This is a genomic window from Lachnospiraceae bacterium GAM79, assembly GCA_020735665.1.
In the GTDB taxonomy this organism is placed as follows: domain Bacteria; phylum Bacillota; class Clostridia; order Lachnospirales; family Lachnospiraceae; genus Coprococcus.
Map to the genome: position 1 here is coordinate 1,509,861 of CP085928.1, position 17,053 is coordinate 1,526,913.

Consider the following 17,053-nt stretch of genomic DNA (forward strand, 5'->3'; position numbering starts at 1 on the left):
CTGATCCAATACGTGTCTGACTGCTAATACTCTCTTGTCAGTCATCTGCCTTATTTTAGTTTTCTCTTGCCTAACATCTAACATTTAAAATGTGCACATGCAGCAAAATCCGTATTTCATCGTATTCTATATGTACACTCCGATTGCTTTATTTGGACGTCCGTTCCAATTTCATTTTCTACAAGCAATTTTCTAACATCTGCTTCAGATAATTCACAGTTATGACCGATGCACACAGACTTTAATGCTTTTGACGATTCTTTTATCCATGGAATTTCATAATGCTTCTTTATATGTGTTTTTAAGTCACTAACACTAACACCTTTCTGCGCAAATTCAATTTCTTCAATTGGATAATAAACAATTCGAATTTCTGCTTCAGACTCAAAAGTAGGGTTTTTCACAAACCCTGAATAATGTTTAAATGTAGGACGAATGCACATTATCCATGCCGATGTTCCCTGTTCTTTCAATGCCCTATAGCAAACATCTGTCATTTGTGCTTCAAATTCTTCTGAATGATATATAACAGTATCACACCCTATGGCATTTGATTGAACAGTGCTCGGATGCGGTTTCTGTTGCCTAATGCCGTCATTATGAATAAACCAATTTATATCAAATCCTAGTGACAACCCTCTTGTGTGATCTCCATACTCAGTCCATTGAGAGGATATATCTTCTTTCTGGCAAAAACACACTCCATACGGTGGTCCAGTTTGGATTTCTGTCTTGTACTGTTGATCAATCAGCTGAATAGCATTATCCAAAACATCCTTTGGAATGTCGGTTTGCTTTAATCTTTTCTTGACGCCTTCCCAAAGAACAACAAAAGTTCTAATTACTTCCTGCTCATCATTAGAATCTGTTAAATCACACAGCCAAAGCACTTTACTCTTTAAAATACTCTTAAACGTTTCAACTGTACAATAATGATAAACCAGATATGTTTCGCTCATTCACAATCACCTCAGTATTTTCAATATTGCAAGACACATCTACTCCTACCGCTACATCAAGCCGCCGAACATTCCCCCACTGCGTTATAGAAGATGTCTGATAGCTGTAACCCATCATGATCGTGCTGCTTTTATCGGACATACCTTAATGCATTGATAGCACCGCACACACTTGCTTTCATCAATCTGCGGATACTCAAATTTCTCTTCATCCTCTACCATTGAAATAGCTTCTTTCGGACAAATAGCATAACAGGCTGTACATCCACAGCATTCTTCTTTTCTTTTATATAGTACCGGTATTTCTCTTTCCATATCCAATCACTCCAAGATTGTATTTTTTATTATAGTAATCAACCAGCTTAACAACTACTTCTGTATCAGTCTGGCTATAAAAAGTGTAACCATGCTTCAGCAGTTTTTCTTTCAGTTTTGTGTAATTTTCGACGATACTGTTATGTACACCGACTACCTCGGACTCCACTGCACCAGATCCAGAACGAGTACAGTTACCAGAAACATGCGGATACGCATTAATCTGGCTTGGCTCCCCGTGTGTTGCCCAGCGAGTGTGTCTAATACCACAGGTTCCTTTCAATGCCTTACCGCCAGCTGTTTTCTCAATCAGATTAGACAGACAACCTTTTGCTTTCATGACCTGTGCCAGACTCACGCACCAGAATACGGCCAGTATCGCTCAGTGCTTCAGCAACCTTGGGCACCGCTTCCTGTGCAGCAGGAGCATTCTGTGCGGCTTTCTTATCGGTCACAAGAACATTCTCCAACACCTGCGGATAGATTTTCAATGGTACCGCCAGTTCACTCATCGTTTTCTTCTTCGCCAACATCACTTCCATCATCTTCAGACTGGTCAGGATACCATCGTCAGTGGTTACATACTTAGAGAAGATGATATGACCGCTCTGCTCACCACCAATGCGGCAGCCGTTTTTAACCATGTATTCATAGACATATTTGTCGCTCACAGCGGTCTTAGCGTAACCGATACCCTACTCATCAAATGCTTTGTACAGACCAAAGTTGGACATGACCGTAGTAACAACTGTATTATTCAGCAGTTTGCCGCGTTCTTTCATATAGCAGCCATAGATGTACAGGATATCCGTTCCAAAGTATTTAGACATTTTTTATTCTCCTTACAATCAAACACGAAACACAAAGAGTAAGCCGTATTCTAAATTACTCTCTGCCCCCCCGATCACTCGAAGCATACTTTTCATTATTTTCTTTACCTTCCTTTTAACTCTTGTTTTTAAAGAATATTTAATCGGAGCTGCATATTTTTCTTCCAATTCTTCAAAACTCATTGTGTACATATCGTCAAAAAAAGTATCTCTTTGTGATGGCCTTATACACGACTTATATTCAGCTGGATTTCCTTTTACACCAGCTTCATATGTCACTTCTTTTAATTTCATTTCGCAACTGATATAGTTAAATATTTCTTGTCCCTTTTTTGTTCGAATTAATACGAGAGATGTTCCTAACCCGTCATTCATTTCAGGAGCAACATCTTTGATTCCCCAAAAATCTGCAATTGTTAAATCAGACTTTCTTTCTTCCTTGGCCGCACACTCATAGCAGGATGGCCGCAGGCAGTAATCTCTCAGAAACATCTGCATATAAGGATCTTTATCTCTAGATATATACAGTTTCTTTTCTTCACTCTGAGGTATATTTTTAAGCATCTCTTTCATGCCAAAATCAACCCAACCGTCATCCTTACAACGAAAATTAATATCCCTTAGCTTGCCACCATTTTTCTTTTCCTGGTATTCTGCGTATTTCTTCCATAGAGCTGGTGATGGTGCACCATGGCAAATTACATCTACACATATAAGATTGTCATAATCTCTTTCAAGAAAATTCTTTAATCCATTTACTTGACAGCCTGTTCCGGTAAATAGTACATGTCTTCCAGCTATTAAATTCCTTTTAACACTCTTAAACGTATTTCCTATCTTTGCCTGAAGATATTTTGATCCACGTAGCCTTGCCATTCCCACTTCATCTGTAACTGCAATAAACTCTGCTGAATAGCAATCCTCAGACATTGCGACACCATACACAACGCCTTGTTTATTAAGCACATACTCTGCCAGAGAGGAAAAAACTGCCCCAGAAGAACTGTTCAATCTCAAATCTTTATTTATATTGTAACAAGCATATACTTTTTCTGGCTTCATTCGCATTCCTCTTCTATAATCATTTCCTAAAAATTTTCCTAATTGGTCCCACAACTAGCTGTTTCTCTTCCGCATTCACCCCTAAGAAAAACATCGAAAGTGCATACACGATCATATATATAATTGCAAACACTCCCAATTTAACGAGTCCCGTAATACTGGCAAATTTCATAATGAAAAATCCGACTACACAAGGTGCAATCAATGCAGGGATAAACTTTGCAATTTCTTTCCAAAAATAAATCATATTCATTCCAATACGGGCATGATAATACCAATTCATGAAGATAGCATTACCCGCAATAAGAGAAATAGCTGTTCCAAGCGCAGCACCAGCTGGTCCCATAAGTTTAATCAGCGGAATGCTGATAAATATGTTGGCAATTGCAATTGCCAAATAGACAACTGCCCTTGCCTTATGCATATTCTTGGCTCTTTGAATCTCAATTCCAAGATTTTGTATTAAGGGAACTGTAACAGGAATAATAAGCAACAGTGCCACAGCATACGAAGCACCGTATTCCGTCCCTGCCCAAATTTTTACAAAGGGAACTCCAAAAAATATAAATCCAGACAAAATCAGTCCTAAAACCATAAACTGAATTCGTCCAACCTTTGTAAAAAGTTTTGTTAATTGATCATTATCATTTGTCTCGGCAACAATACGATTAACTTTTGGAACAAAAACATTTGACACGGACGAAGAAAACTGAAGATATAATGTATTAATCTGTCCGCCTACTCCGTATACGGCAACTGCTGTCGTACCAGCAAATCTACCTAACAAAAATTTATCTACGCTCCAATTAATTTGATCGATAATCTGATTCAGGAAGATGAAAAATGTAAACACCCACATTTCCTTAAGCAAACTAAGTTGAAGTCCTCTAAACGCGAATCTGATATGTAATTTTCTAAAACAATAGAACATATTAGATATCAATAACACAAATGTAAGAAATGTTGTTACGGATACCATGCCTATTGATCCGTACCCCATAATAAGTAATGGCAACGTCAAAAAAGGACTAAATAAATTCTGAAGAAGTATCAGCAGTTTTTGAAACAGAAACTTTTCGTGCGCCGTAATTGAGCAGTTAAATACACAATTCGGAAACGTCATTGCAAGGTTTATAATGAGCAGTCCCATCAAAACCTTAGCGGTAGCATATTCGCTTTCTGTAAGACCCGTACCAAAAATGCCACGAATTTTTCCTATCATTACAAGTCCACATAAAACACAGATAACAGAAATGGAACAGAAAATAAGCATAAACATTCCGTTCAACCTTGCAACGCCATCTTCATCTTTCTGTGCTTTATACCTTGAATAAAACCGTAAGTAGGAACTTCCAAATCCCAAACTTAAAAGACTCAAGTAAGAAACCACCGAATACACTAACTGATACAATCCGTATTCGCTTTGTCCCAAAAGGCGCAACATAATAGGGGTGTAAATTAAACTAACTAATATTTTTACTAATTCACCAGCATATGATAGTATAACACCGGCTTTTCGCTGATTAATCATATTTTTCATTTTTCAAAATTTTCTATTCTAAACCTTTCATTTATTAGACTCATTTACTACACAAACCTCATCCTGTTTGAACCCCAATATAATTTTAGCGACATACAATCAATTCTTCAATGCGCTACTCAAAAACTCTCTGGAAGATTTTTGCATAGTAAGAACATTTTTATCGACAATCGAGTAATCGATTGGATTAACTGTTTGGGTCACTAAATTTTCATTAATAGAAATGACACGATCCGGCGTTCCGTACAGTTTCACTAAATCATATATTCTAACGTTCATCAAATCTTCAGGATTATTTGTTGGTCTCTCTAACAAATAAAACTCCTTATGAAAAACATAGGAAAATACACCTGCATGGAATGAATCTGTTACAACAATTTCTGCGTGCTGGATAAGACTAAGAAATTCTGGAATTCCAATATCATATAACTGTTCATCACCAAAATGCCAATCCTGTGTCTTAAACTGAAAAACACTGCTATTAACAATGTGTGGAAGCGTGACAAGCTTTAATCCTTTTTTCTTAGCAAATTCTTTTATTTGTTTTCTTTGATTTCGGTCATCACCAAGCATATAACAAAAAATATACTTTCCATTGATGCACTGCTTTCCTGCTAACTCATGCCAACTTTCTCTGTCTACTAAAAGTGTCGGATCTAATACATGTTTTGTGTTATCAAAAATGCACCTTTTAAACTGCTCCACCGTTGCCTCTTCTCTTAACGAAACAGCAGAATATTTAGCTAATGCCTTTTTCATATATTGAATATACACATCCGGCAGGTTGCTTACCGATACGCTTGATGCATATGAAAAAACAATTTTATGATCTCTAGCATTTAAAAAATTGAATACATATCCATCATCAACCACACCTGGTTTCCAGATCTGATCGCTTCCACTTATAAAAATATCATATTCCTTTTTACACTCAGAAATTGTTTCTTCTGTATAAACTTTAGAATGCCTAATAGATTTTTCTCTAAATTCCGATACTTTTTCTGTACGCGAATTCAAGCATTCTGAATACCGCTTTGCAAAGAATCTTGTTACTATCTTAGAATATACGCGCCATACAACTTCAGCAATGCCCATTTTTACCAGTTTCTGCATTTTCGTCTGTTGCGGCGGCAGATATAACGGCTTTATATTCTCTCTTTTATAAGAGATTAGTTCACTATCATATCCCAATTCACTAATATACTTATCCAAAGCATAGGCTTGCAATAAGCCACCATAGTTTTTACTATTATAATAAAGTGAAATTATACCTACTTTTTTCATCTGACCTTAATAATCCTCTCACTTACTATCTATGAACAGCATTCAAAAAACCATCATAAAGAGTAACCAATGTTATTTTGCTTGAATCAATGTTATAACCTGCTTCGTTTATTTCATCCAAGTGTGATGTTCTTGTTTTTTCCCAATTTACTTTTTCATTCATCATCCTTTGTGCCCATTCAAGCGGAGTTTCATTTAAAGAATAATACCTGATATTTTCTGTAAGTTTTGTGTCTTCTGGAACTCGATCTGAAGCAAAACAAAATAATCCAGACGTCTGTGCCTCAACCGCAACCATTCCTAATCCCTCCATTTTAGAAGGAAAAAGAAGTATATCCATTGCAGAATACCATTTTTCAACATCACCCACACTTCCCATAAACAGGCATTTATCCGCTATCTCAAGCTCTTTTGCTAACTCTCTAACCGGTTCATCCAGTTCTCCCGCTCCTAGCCATAATAGCCTGGCATCAGGCACTAATTTCTGGAATTCAGCAAATACTCTTACTGAAAAAAACGGATTCTTTAAATAACTCAATCGTCCGACTACTCCAACTACAACAGCATTTGCCAGCCCAAGAGATTCTCGAATTTGATTTCTATTCTCCTTGTTGAACACATATTTTTCGGCATGGATTCCATTGGGGAGGATCTTAAAATTTCCTATTCCAAAGATTTCGTTGCCTGCTGCTGTAGAACAAGCTAAATGTGCATTAGACAATGTTGAACACAAATTATCAAAAACAAAAGATTTGATTTTATTTTTGTAAGTATCTGCCAGCTTCTGAGCATGGCTATGATACACTCTAACCGGAACTTTGTTTTTGTAAGCAGACAATAGAACGGCCGCTCCATTATGATTCGGCACATTTACATGAACAACATCATACCGTTGCCCCATAATTTCATCCAAAAATTTCATCTTCTTTTTGCTAATATAAGAATCTGCTTTTGGTATTAAATACAATTTACTTCCATTTCTAATAGCTTTTTTTTCGTTAGCTGTATCAACATTTTTTAGCACTAAAAAATCAACACACTTTGAACTTTTAATCAGTTCATCGTAATTATTCATGATACTATTCGTTACTCCATTATTTTGAGTAAAACTGCTAACCATAATAAGTATTTTTTTATCTTTCATATTTTCGCACTCTCACATAAATTGATATGGTACTACTCCATAGAATTCTGCTGCCTTAGTTATCGTCAGCCAAACAAAGTAAAAGCCGAACATGAAATATATGAACGCTCTAACAATTGGTACATTGGATTTCAACTTCATTGAGCTGATTGCATAAGGACAAAGAATCAAAATAAAAGGTGTAAAGTATAATGAAAATCTATTCAGAATATTCATGCGGAAAATCAATAAGTTAAATGTCGACGCTATCAAAGCCATATAAAGTAAAAAGCTTTCATTTTTCGCTAGGCAGTACATACTTTCATCATCTTTCAAAAAATGATTTTCTGTTTTCTTTTCCCACACCAAAACATAATAGCCAAGTAAAAATGGTACAAATGCAAGAATAAAATTATAAATCGTCTGGAGATTTATATGTCCAACACCTTCCGAAGCACTTGTCAAATATCGTTCATAATTGTTTCCTGTTCCAAAGAAATTGAGTGCAGCAGTATAGAAATTCATATAAAACAAGTAAAAAACTACCATTACTCCTACACCAATGATTATTTGTTTCTTTGTGAACCTTAGCCGATCAAATAGAATCATCAGTATACACAAAATAGCCGAGCTGTGAAAGGTTGATGCCAGCAAAATCAACAATGCAAATTTTATATAATCTTTTATTCTTCTTTCGCTATTATTCAACAATGTATAGGCAACCAATATGATTGAAATCGCCAATCCCTGCCTCATCATTGTCATAAATCGATAATAAAAACAGCTGAACAGCATAAGTTCCGTACTTAGTATAACATCCGTTGACTCCTTATAGATAAAATATCCAAATGCTGCGCACATTAGAAAAGAAGTCACAAAAATGAAAAACTGTACATCATTTGAAAAAAGATGTAAGAATCTAGTAAAATAGCAATATCCAATTTCGTAGCCAATCGTAGTTGAAAATGTAGGAATCTGCGACCAGCTATAATCTCCAATCATATTAAAACGTTTTGCATAGTGCCCCGCTAAATCCGTTCCAACACTTGGATCTCTTAAACTTGCCACCAAAATCAAAACACCAAATGTAACAATCAGATATATTTTTCTGCGTCTATTTGAACTGTTTGCTCGATACAAGTTTCCGTATATATATATAAATACAGCTAATACAAAATATATTGCCATTGCTATTCTCTCCTCTTTAACCTTTTTCCACCAGCTCTTTCAGCTTCTTTTTTAGTCCAATCGGAATTGATGCTTTTAAAGTCAGCATCACTCTTTTTATTCCAAGACTCTTTTTAAATTCTTCATCGACTGCATCATACCCCTTCGCATGATACAGTTTCATAATTTTCTCTCGTTCCTCGCTATAATGGGATGGTTTTCTCAGTTGTCCATTATTTGCCGAAATTCGTGTATAGTTGGATGCGACTAATTCCAACGAAGCTGTATCTGCTATTAGCTCCATACCTTTCTCTGTATTAGCCAAAACGCAAGAAATGCCATCATATACTCTGTCTTTCCACTTTTTATCTCTAAAAAGTTCCGGATGTTCATGTTCGATGCCCCAATAATCTCCGATAGTAATATCGCTATACCGCATTTCAGACGCATATTTACAGCTATAACAATTCTCGCGATAAGTCTCACCCTGGAGAAAATACTCGTAAAATGAAGAAACTCGACAATGAATATGCCTTGACTTTTTATTTATACCATATTTGATATAAAAATCCTTCCAGCCTTTTTTCTTATCCCTAAATTCAAAAGTCTCTACGCTATCTGAAAGCGTGTGGATGTAATCATTCAATAGTTTCTGACTAGGAACACCATGACAGATTATATCAACCGTAATGAGATTGTCATATTTCTTTTTTAAGTAACCCTTCAGAGCATCCACCTGACATGGTGTACCAGAAAAAAGAACTTTCTTGCCTGATTCAAGGTCCTTTTTAATACATGGCAAAACATCAAAAATATAGCTCTGCACATATTTGGAACCCTGAACTTTTGGAAGTTCCTCAATCGTATCAATTCTTATGTGCCTCAGCGTATAGTTTCCATCTTTCATCTCATAGGCTGCGCCGTATACAACACCGCCATTCTGAAGCATTTCTGTCGCAAATGCGCTGAATGCACCTCCGGAAGATGATTTCATTAACTGATCGTGATTTGTATTTGTTGCAGCATATCCCACAATCGGTTTAAATGCCTCATGGTTCTTTTGATAATTACATACTATCTTGCATAAACCACATTGCACACACTTGTCTCTATCAATCTGGGGATAAATAAATCCGTCTTGATCTTCTGTCATTTTTATTGCGTTTTTCGGGCATATGCTGTAACACGCACCGCATCCGCAGCAATTTCTCTTTTCATGAAAAAGCTCTATGTTATTCATCCGATTCACTTCTCCCCTTTCTGATCCTCATTCAAAAATTCTTCTGGATAAATGTTGTTGCTTTTACTCTTTCTCGTTCAAGCACATCATTGACTTTTGCAAAATCAATTGGTTCGTATTTCTTCTTATTATTCATTACACGATGTTCTGTTCCCGTAAGTTCCAGCACACTCTGCAATCTGGAATTATATTTACCAGGATAAAAAATGAAAAATTCTTTGTTGAAATTTAAAGAGAAGGCTGTACAATGGAACGAATCTGTAATCACATAATCAGCATAGTTGATCAACGACAAAAATTGATTCACTGTCGGTGTGTAGATCATTTTTCCCTGTTCTTTTAAGTGGTTCAGATAATAGCTCATTCTAACAATCCTACAGCCCGTTTTTTCAGAAAGTTCTTTAGCGAACTGTTCCATCTCTGAATTTGGATTTAAACGGTAAATAATAATGTATTTTTCCCGAATCATTCGAGGGGCAATCATGTCACTCCACTCCTCTTTATTCAGCACAAGCGTCGGGTCAAGGATGTGTTCAACATTTTTATATCCAAGTTCTTCCAAAAGTTCTTTAGCTTTATTTTCACGCACCGAAATTGCGCTGTACTTGTGTACATAATTACTCATTTCGGCACGTTCATTTTCCTTAATTGAGTTCATACCAATGCTGACCGCATAACCAACTCGTTTTTTTCCATCAGGAGCAAATTCCAAATAGTATGCTGGAAGTATTCCACCATTGTATTCGCTATTCCAAGTCTGATCGCTTCCAGTGCAATACACATCGGCTACCGGTGGATTCTTTTTTAAATCATCATAGTCCTTATATCTTCTTGTCAGTGATACATTTTGTGCTAAAAAATTCACACAGACCTTATTTCTCTTTATATTTTCTATTTTTTTCAATGCGACATACGCTACTGACTTCAATACATTTTTTCCAAAATGCTTGCTCTCAAGCCCATCTTTGAGCATAGCATCTTCTTCCGCATTCGGTCTAACATAGTCAATAATCTCAACCTTATGCCCCATCAACTCCAGCTTTTTTTGTGTTGCATAGGTCTGGAGCACAGAGCCATAATTTCTAATATAATGTAAAGTTATTACTGCAACCTTTGACATATTTTCTCCTTATTATCCAACTAGCTTTTTCTTCATAACCTTCATATACAGTGCTGGGCTAACAATAAACAGCAACATCTGAACTTTCTTTACTGCATGAAGTTCTGATGTCATAATTTCCCGTATATTACTCTTTAAATCTTTCTTCACGAGCTTCACAGCCTCTGAATCCAGTTTTCCTGCACGAACCATCGCATTTGCAATAGAAAGATCACCATTTACGCATTTATATCCTATAGCCAGATTTTTCATAGAGGCACAATTCTGTGCAGTTTCATCCATAATGGAGGTAATGTTGCTGTTCTGTTCCAAATACCATGCGATGCTGTGATCAGCATGAAATGTTGCCGCACCCTCACGTTGCGCATAATACGCATAGAGCGCATACGGTACATAAACAACCGTTCTGCTTTTAAATAAGGCGCGCATCAAAAATTCCAAATCCTCTGCCATTCTTTTACTGGTATCAAAACGCAGATTCTGGATAAGTTCCCGTTTGAAAAGTTTATTCCACACTGTCACTTGAACTGGTCGGCTAAAATCTGCTATGAGCTCAAATGCTTTCTTATTGTCAAATTTCAGCACATTGAAGTCATCACCCGAAGACCTGTGTACAAGTTGATCAGTCGCACCATCAGTAATTGCAAATTGGCACATAGCCATCTCTGCATCAGCCAAGACTGCTTGCCGATACATATCCTCAAACATCGTAGCAGCAACGTAATCATCACTATCCACAAATCCTACGAATTCACCTGATGCCACTTCAAGTCCACTATTTCTTGCTGCTGATACCCCAGCATTCTTTTTGTGGATTACGATAACTCGCTTATCCTTGGCAGCATACTCATCGCAGATATTTCCGCAATTGTCAGGCGATCCATCATCCACGAGTATAATCTCAATTTCCTTAAGTGTCTGTCCTAGCACAGAATCCAGACATCTAGTGAGGAATTTCTCCACTTTATATACAGGGATGATAATAGAAACTTTAGGTTTCATTGTATCCCCCCCATTAATTCTTCCTTGTGTTTAATAACAGATCCTGCTGGTACATCCTTATAAATCAAACAGTTTGCACCGATCACGCAATTATCACCTATGTGCACTCCTGCAAGAATTGTTACATTACTTGCTATCCAGCAGTTATTTCCTATAGAAACTTCCTTGCTTGTGAATCCCTGTGAATGAATCGAAATTCCAGCATTCTTCTCACTGTACTTATGGTTATGGTCGTATATCTTAACACCCTCGCCAAAAATGCAATCATTTCCAATCTTAATTTTCTTTATTGACGTCGCTGAAAAATAATTATTCACAAAACAATTATCGCCAAATTCAACACGACCTGTAGGTTCAATATACAGTTTAAAATTACCTCTGAATTTAAAATGCTGTCCGTATACAAATCTATCTCTGTATACGAAACGATAATATGCAGTTATCACTATCCGTCTGGCATTTATTAAAACTCTATGAACAAAAAACATGACCCTTACTCCTCACTAAGCATTCGTTCATAGCACTCCATCAGTTTTATAACGTGATGTTCCGAAGAATACTTTTCTCTATTAAAATCTTTTTCAATGTTGGACTGCAGTTTGGTTACAAGCGCATCACTTTCCATACTACAGATAGCCTTATAAAGAGCATTTACTTTTTTCCCTGAATAAATCAGTCCATTATATTCATGCTGAATGTAATCTTTACCGGCTGAGCAATCTGAAACAATACACGGCAGACAATATCCTCCCATTACCTCCGGGATAGTTAACGGAGCACCTTCATACCATACCGATGGGAAAACAAGTGCACGTGCCTGAAGGATATACTCCTTCATTTCCGCCTGTTGTTTCCATCCAACAAACTCTATCATGGGGTATTTTTTTTTCAGATCATCCAGTCTATCTCCAGAGCCAATTACCAGTCCACTCACTCCGGCTTTAGTGATTCCCTCACAGAAAAAATCTATGCCTTTCTCATACGACAAGCGGCCAATATACAAATATTTTTTATTTTTGCTGGCAGGAACAATTGACCGCAGTTCAACATTGATTGGATTCGTAATCACCATCTTTTTATAGCGAAAAGGAATTCGTTTCTCAGAAACATTCTCATTGAATTTTGAGATAAATGCCACATATAAGTCTGTTCCTTTAACCAGCTTGTGCATGCCAATCTGCCGGATAATTCTATACAGTTTATATATGTAACTTCTCTTGTCACAGTTACACGTCACACAATCAACGCTCAGTGCTTCTCTTTCACATATCTCTTTCTTTTGAAAGTCATAGCAACAGCCGTTTGGACATTGTAGAAAGTAGTCATGCATTGTCACAAGAACTTTAAATCCCATCCTCTTAATTGGAATAAAAATGGATGAACTCAGTACCTTTGACCAGCCGTGCATATGGATAACCGTATCTTTAGGATCATACTCTTTTAACAACTTCTCCATCTCCTGCCGTGCAGAACGATTGTAAATTCCTCTGATGATTCCACGCAACCTGTTGCTGTCTTTTATTGCTTCCTCTTGATTCAGGCATATAACATGTACGTTGCTATTTTTTAGCTCATCACATACCGAACCTTTTCCTGTAAACATGACAACATTGCTGTCTGTTTCTGCAAGTGAAACAGCACTTGTAACAGCTACTCTCTCAGCACCACCAGTTATATTTGCAAAATCACAAACAACAATAATATTTTTAACCTTCATGTCTACACTCTTCCCACCTGATTATTCTATCAACAGTTCTTCAAATTTTTTTCTTGCAACATTCCAAGTGAAATTATCCTTAATAAAGTCACTTCCATTTTTTCCAATTAAGCATCTATTGGCTTCATCTGTAAGCAGATCAGTGACCCAATCTGCAAACTCCGAATTATCGTCTGCAACAATCCAATCTTTACCGTTCACAGCATTTATATTTTCGGCTCCAATGCTTGTCGTTACAATGGGTAGTCCCATCGCCATTGCTTCAAGATTTTTGGTTTTTATTCCACTTCCAAATGTCATTGGGCAAACAAAAACCTTACACCGCTCCAGATAATCTCGGACGTCTTCTACACGTCCAGTAAAATACACGTGTTCTGATTCAAGCTTACGCAATTCCTCCGATACACCACCACCAATAACCATGAACACTGTATCCGGAACCTTTTGCAAAACAATTGGTAGGATTTCTGAAATAAAATGTCGGACTGCATTTTCATTGTGTGCTACACTCATTGCTCCCAAAAAGCCGACTATGTTTTTTGTTGCCTTAGGTTCGCGGTAATAGAAATAATCCACATCCACACCTATCGGAACTGCAACCGCTTTGTCTTGTTTTAATTCCTGATTAAATTCATAGGCCTCTTTTTCTGCGACAAATACTGTTTTTTCACATATCTGTCCAATTTCTTTTTCATATTTTTCCAACAAAGCAACCTCATTCTTCATTACTGCCAATTTCAAAGGTTTGACCAGCATTATTGCTCGGAGAACTTTCGGCACAGTATAAAGAAATGCCCCGTATGGATTTATTCCATCAATGTCATTGTCTAACTGTCTTTTGTAGCGCAACGAAATTCTATCATCCAGATCTGCAATTCTAAAAGAATCTATGTCTCTTATGTATTCAGTACTGCGAACCATGTCTCCAATTACGTATTTTGGATGTTCTTTTTCAACAAGTTCATCTACCATCTTTTTTGCTTCAGGACTCCAGTACAATGCTACCTGCATCGGTTTTTCATGCAAGATAATAGAATCTTTTACAATTCCCAATATGCGGCTTTTTGCAGACGCTTTTGGTAGGACGATTAATTTATCAATAAATTCCGGTTTTTGTGTAGGATCATCACTGCTCTCCAAAAATGCAGCGACAACCAATCGATAACCCAATTCTTCTGATAAAATTCTGCAATAATGATATAAAGATGTCTTTCTGCCAGAAGATGCCGGAAATGGAAGTCTTGGCATTATAAATAATATTGTTTTTTCTTTACTCATCCTTAATTTCTCCAAAAAATTCATTCTCTAGCATCAGACACAGACAATGGTAAACAGGAAGATGCAATTCCTGAATCATATATGTCTCAGTCTGTGGAACTTTGATACACACATCACTCATCTGCGCTAACTTACTGTCCTTTGCACCGGTCAGGCCAATCACCTTCATTCCTTTGGCATGAGCAGTCGTCGCTGCATACAAAACATTTTTACTGTTTCCACTTGTCGAAATGCCAAGAAACACATCCCCGGTCTTGCCATAGCCATTTACCTGCTGTGCAAAACACAGAAGCGGTTCGCAATCATTCATGTACGCAGTAGATAACGCCGGATGTCCATCCAGTGCAATAGCAGGAAGCGCACCTTGCAGGTTTTCTACAAGAACAGTTCCAAGCTCCTTATTTTCCTTAACAAGTTTATCTGCGAAATCTGCGTCTGGTTTTCGAGGGAGTTTGAAGCCTTTCATTAATTCGCCAACAATGTGTTCCGCATCTGCAGCTGATCCACCATTGCCAGCAATCAGTAGCTTTCCACCGCAACCATAGCAATCTCTAAGAACTTTATATGCCTTCAAAATATCATCTTTTGCCACTAAAAGTTCAGGATATCTTTTTACAAGTATCTCAATCTCATTCATTCGATTTCTCCTTAATTATTCTGGAAGGATTACCAGCAACAACGACATTTGAAGGAACGTCATGTGTCACTACGGCGTTAGCACCAATAACCGCATTGTCACCGATTGTCACATTGCCTAATACACATGCACCAGCTCCTATCATCACATGATTTCCAATTACAGGTGCACCACCCTCATTAATTCCTCCTGACCACTTGCTACCTAATGTTACATGTTGAAAAATAGTACATTTTTCGCCAATTATGCATTTGGGATGCACAACACAACCAAGTCCTCTATGGTAAAAATAGGTTCCTGCACCTATTGAAGCTTTAGCACTGATTGAATTTGCAAAGAGTATGTGTTCTAGAATATCTAAGAATCTTCCTATCTTCTGTAGCACTCCTCCATCTCGATTAATGAGAGCATGTGCCCACTTCCACAATATGTTCATTTCTCTCCTCACTTCATACCTGAATTTACAAATGAAGATAGCGATTTAACCGTAACCATCTGACCATAGTTTTCATCAACTTCGCTTAAAAGCACAGTCTTGCATCCAGCATTGATGCCAGCTTTAACATCGTTTTCCCCATCGCCAATCATCCACGACTGTGACAAATCAATGTTATAATCTTCTGCTGCTTTCAACAGCATTCCTGGCTTCGGTTTACGACAGTCACATTCAATCTTCAGTTCCGGGCACTCACCTTCATATCCCTTATGAGGGTGATGCGGGCAATAATAAATGGCATCCAAATATGCGCCTTCTTTTCCAAGGAGTGTTTCCATCTTATTGTGGATTTCTTCAAGTTCATCAAAAGACACTTCTCCACGGGCAATAACCGGCTGATTTGTCACAACAATTGCTAGATAACCAGATTCATTAATCTTACGGATTGCCGTCGCAACGCCATCAATCAATTCAAAATCATCTATCTTTCTAAGAAACCCAACATATTTATTGATAGTACCGTCTCGGTCAAGAAATACCGCCTTTTGTTTGTTTTTCAGATTTTTTCCAGAGACTCTGCCCTCTTTATAATCTGCACATACAGAGTAATACCTCTCTGGAGTGCCCATGTCTTTGACATACTCTGGACTGTCATAACAGAACATCTTTCCTGTCCCCGCTAATGGTTTCAATAACTGACGATCCAAATCGACTTTTACCGGTTTACCATTTGCGCCATTTTTACCTATTAAATCTGCATCAATACCGGAAAACTCCAGTACTTTAGGATTAATAACATGTAAACCTGCATTCACACGATTTTTGTAGTACTGTGGCCGTGCATCTTCCTTGGTCAACCACTTTTCGACTGTGCCATTTTTATCCGCGACAATTAGTCCGCTATCATAGGGATGACTATTCGGATGCGTAAAAAGTGTAACCAATCCGCCACGTTTCCGGTGAAAAGCAACAAAGCGGTTAAAATCCACATCAAACATCGCATCTGCATTTAGGAGCAAAAAATCAGATGTCAGCTTATCTTTTATTTTGAACAGCGCACCTGCATTGCCGAGTGGCTCTTTTTCAAAATAGTACTCAATATGTACACCAAACGGCTTTCCTGTTGCCGGAGAGTTTCCAGAACCGTCACCAAAGTAATCCATAATAATATTTCCCAAGTGACTTACCGTCATAATAATGTCATCAAATCCCTGATCTTTCAGACATTTGATTTCTCGTTCCAATACCGGAATGCCTTCAATTTTTATCATCGGCTTAGGAATATCACTCGTTACAGAGGAAATACGAGTGCCTTTCCCGCCTGCCATAATCACTACTTTCAT

Annotated in this window: 15 protein-coding genes and 3 pseudogenes; all 18 read right to left on the reverse strand. The window is 37.3% G+C overall.

Annotated features, from left to right (window positions below; translation table 11 throughout):
* Positions 1-116: 116 nt before the first annotated feature.
* Entirely contained in the window at positions 117-959 is an 843-nt protein-coding gene (locus tag LK416_06775; GenBank protein ID UEA73424.1) for a DUF2971 domain-containing protein, read from the reverse strand.
* A gap of 114 nt (positions 960-1,073) precedes the next feature.
* On the reverse strand, positions 1,074-1,274 hold the full coding sequence (locus LK416_06780) for a 4Fe-4S binding protein (GenBank protein ID UEA73425.1): 201 nt from the start codon (positions 1,272-1,274) through the stop codon (positions 1,074-1,076).
* Positions 1,275-1,293: 19 nt separating this feature from the next.
* A pseudogene (locus tag LK416_06785) lies at positions 1,294-1,620 on the reverse strand (glutamine--fructose-6-phosphate aminotransferase).
* Positions 1,619-2,080, reverse strand: a pseudogene (locus LK416_06790) (phosphoglucosamine mutase). Before LK416_06790 ends, LK416_06785 begins: the two co-directional pseudogenes overlap by 2 nt.
* A 42-nt stretch (positions 2,081-2,122) precedes the next feature.
* Complete coding sequence (locus LK416_06795; GenBank protein ID UEA73426.1) at positions 2,123-3,166, reverse strand: Coenzyme F420 hydrogenase/dehydrogenase, beta subunit C-terminal domain; 1,044 nt, start codon at positions 3,164-3,166, stop codon at positions 2,123-2,125.
* 19 nt (positions 3,167-3,185) lie between these two features.
* Complete coding sequence (locus LK416_06800) at positions 3,186-4,706, reverse strand: oligosaccharide flippase family protein (protein ID UEA73427.1); 1,521 nt, start codon at positions 4,704-4,706, stop codon at positions 3,186-3,188.
* 99 nt (positions 4,707-4,805) lie between these two features.
* Positions 4,806-5,990 (reverse strand): polysaccharide pyruvyl transferase family protein, encoded by a 1,185-nt coding sequence (locus LK416_06805; GenBank protein UEA73428.1) that lies wholly within the window; start codon positions 5,988-5,990, stop codon positions 4,806-4,808.
* Positions 5,991-6,015: 25 nt separating this feature from the next.
* The gene (locus LK416_06810) at positions 6,016-7,134 is read right to left on the reverse strand and encodes a glycosyltransferase family 1 protein (GenBank protein UEA73429.1); all 1,119 of its coding nucleotides are present in this window, start codon (positions 7,132-7,134) and stop codon (positions 6,016-6,018) included.
* 12 nt (positions 7,135-7,146) lie between these two features.
* Positions 7,147-8,301, reverse strand: a complete 1,155-nt coding sequence (locus LK416_06815) for an EpsG family protein (protein ID UEA73430.1) — start codon at positions 8,299-8,301, stop codon at positions 7,147-7,149.
* Between the two features lie 16 nt (positions 8,302-8,317).
* Complete coding sequence (locus tag LK416_06820) at positions 8,318-9,520, reverse strand: Coenzyme F420 hydrogenase/dehydrogenase, beta subunit C-terminal domain (GenBank protein ID UEA73431.1); 1,203 nt, start codon at positions 9,518-9,520, stop codon at positions 8,318-8,320.
* A gap of 31 nt (positions 9,521-9,551) precedes the next feature.
* Positions 9,552-10,640, reverse strand: a complete 1,089-nt coding sequence (locus LK416_06825; protein ID UEA73432.1) for a polysaccharide pyruvyl transferase family protein — start codon at positions 10,638-10,640, stop codon at positions 9,552-9,554.
* Between the two features lie 12 nt (positions 10,641-10,652).
* Positions 10,653-11,642 (reverse strand): glycosyltransferase, encoded by a 990-nt coding sequence (locus tag LK416_06830; protein UEA73433.1) that lies wholly within the window; start codon positions 11,640-11,642, stop codon positions 10,653-10,655.
* Complete coding sequence (locus LK416_06835) at positions 11,639-12,130, reverse strand: acyltransferase (GenBank protein UEA73434.1); 492 nt, start codon at positions 12,128-12,130, stop codon at positions 11,639-11,641. Before LK416_06835 ends, LK416_06830 begins: the two co-directional genes overlap by 4 nt.
* 5 nt (positions 12,131-12,135) lie before the next feature.
* A complete protein-coding gene (locus LK416_06840; protein ID UEA73435.1) occupies positions 12,136-13,359 on the reverse strand; it encodes a glycosyltransferase family 4 protein in 1,224 nt (407 codons plus the stop codon).
* Between the two features lie 21 nt (positions 13,360-13,380).
* Positions 13,381-14,637 carry a glycosyltransferase family 4 protein gene (locus LK416_06845; GenBank protein UEA73436.1) on the reverse strand — a complete coding sequence of 419 codons (1,257 nt, stop codon included), beginning with the start codon at positions 14,635-14,637 and terminating at the stop codon, positions 13,381-13,383.
* Positions 14,630-15,274, reverse strand: coding sequence for an SIS domain-containing protein (locus LK416_06850; protein UEA73437.1), 645 nt, complete (start codon positions 15,272-15,274; stop codon positions 14,630-14,632). The genes LK416_06845 and LK416_06850 overlap by 8 nt, the downstream gene beginning before the upstream one ends.
* Positions 15,267-15,452: pseudogene (locus LK416_06855) on the reverse strand (serine acetyltransferase). Before LK416_06855 ends, LK416_06850 begins: the two are co-directional and overlap by 8 nt.
* A 266-nt stretch (positions 15,453-15,718) precedes the next feature.
* On the reverse strand, positions 15,719-17,053 hold the full coding sequence (gmhB, locus tag LK416_06860; GenBank protein ID UEA73438.1) for a D-glycero-beta-D-manno-heptose 1,7-bisphosphate 7-phosphatase: 1,335 nt from the start codon (positions 17,051-17,053) through the stop codon (positions 15,719-15,721).

What these genes read in the sequence shown, in the direction of transcription:
- LK416_06775 (UEA73424.1), bottom strand. Translation starts at nt 959, where the DNA reads ATGAGCGAAACATATCTGGTTTATCATTATTGTACAGTTGAAACGTTT.
- LK416_06780 (UEA73425.1), bottom strand. Translation starts at nt 1,274, where the DNA reads ATGGAAAGAGAAATACCGGTACTATATAAAAGAAAAGAAGAATGCTGT.
- LK416_06795 (UEA73426.1), bottom strand. Translation starts at nt 3,166, where the DNA reads ATGAAGCCAGAAAAAGTATATGCTTGTTACAATATAAATAAAGATTTG.
- LK416_06800 (UEA73427.1), bottom strand. Translation starts at nt 4,706, where the DNA reads ATGAAAAATATGATTAATCAGCGAAAAGCCGGTGTTATACTATCATAT.
- LK416_06805 (UEA73428.1), bottom strand. Translation starts at nt 5,990, where the DNA reads ATGAAAAAAGTAGGTATAATTTCACTTTATTATAATAGTAAAAACTAT.
- LK416_06810 (UEA73429.1), bottom strand. Translation starts at nt 7,134, where the DNA reads ATGAAAGATAAAAAAATACTTATTATGGTTAGCAGTTTTACTCAAAAT.
- LK416_06815 (UEA73430.1), bottom strand. Translation starts at nt 8,301, where the DNA reads ATGGCAATATATTTTGTATTAGCTGTATTTATATATATATACGGAAAC.
- LK416_06820 (UEA73431.1), bottom strand. Translation starts at nt 9,520, where the DNA reads ATGAATAACATAGAGCTTTTTCATGAAAAGAGAAATTGCTGCGGATGC.
- LK416_06825 (UEA73432.1), bottom strand. Translation starts at nt 10,640, where the DNA reads ATGTCAAAGGTTGCAGTAATAACTTTACATTATATTAGAAATTATGGC.
- LK416_06830 (UEA73433.1), bottom strand. Translation starts at nt 11,642, where the DNA reads ATGAAACCTAAAGTTTCTATTATCATCCCTGTATATAAAGTGGAGAAA.
- LK416_06835 (UEA73434.1), bottom strand. Translation starts at nt 12,130, where the DNA reads ATGTTTTTTGTTCATAGAGTTTTAATAAATGCCAGACGGATAGTGATA.
- LK416_06840 (UEA73435.1), bottom strand. Translation starts at nt 13,359, where the DNA reads ATGAAGGTTAAAAATATTATTGTTGTTTGTGATTTTGCAAATATAACT.
- LK416_06845 (UEA73436.1), bottom strand. Translation starts at nt 14,637, where the DNA reads ATGAGTAAAGAAAAAACAATATTATTTATAATGCCAAGACTTCCATTT.
- LK416_06850 (UEA73437.1), bottom strand. Translation starts at nt 15,274, where the DNA reads ATGAATGAGATTGAGATACTTGTAAAAAGATATCCTGAACTTTTAGTG.
- gmhB (UEA73438.1), bottom strand. Translation starts at nt 17,053, where the DNA reads ATGAAAGTAGTGATTATGGCAGGCGGGAAAGGCACTCGTATTTCCTCT.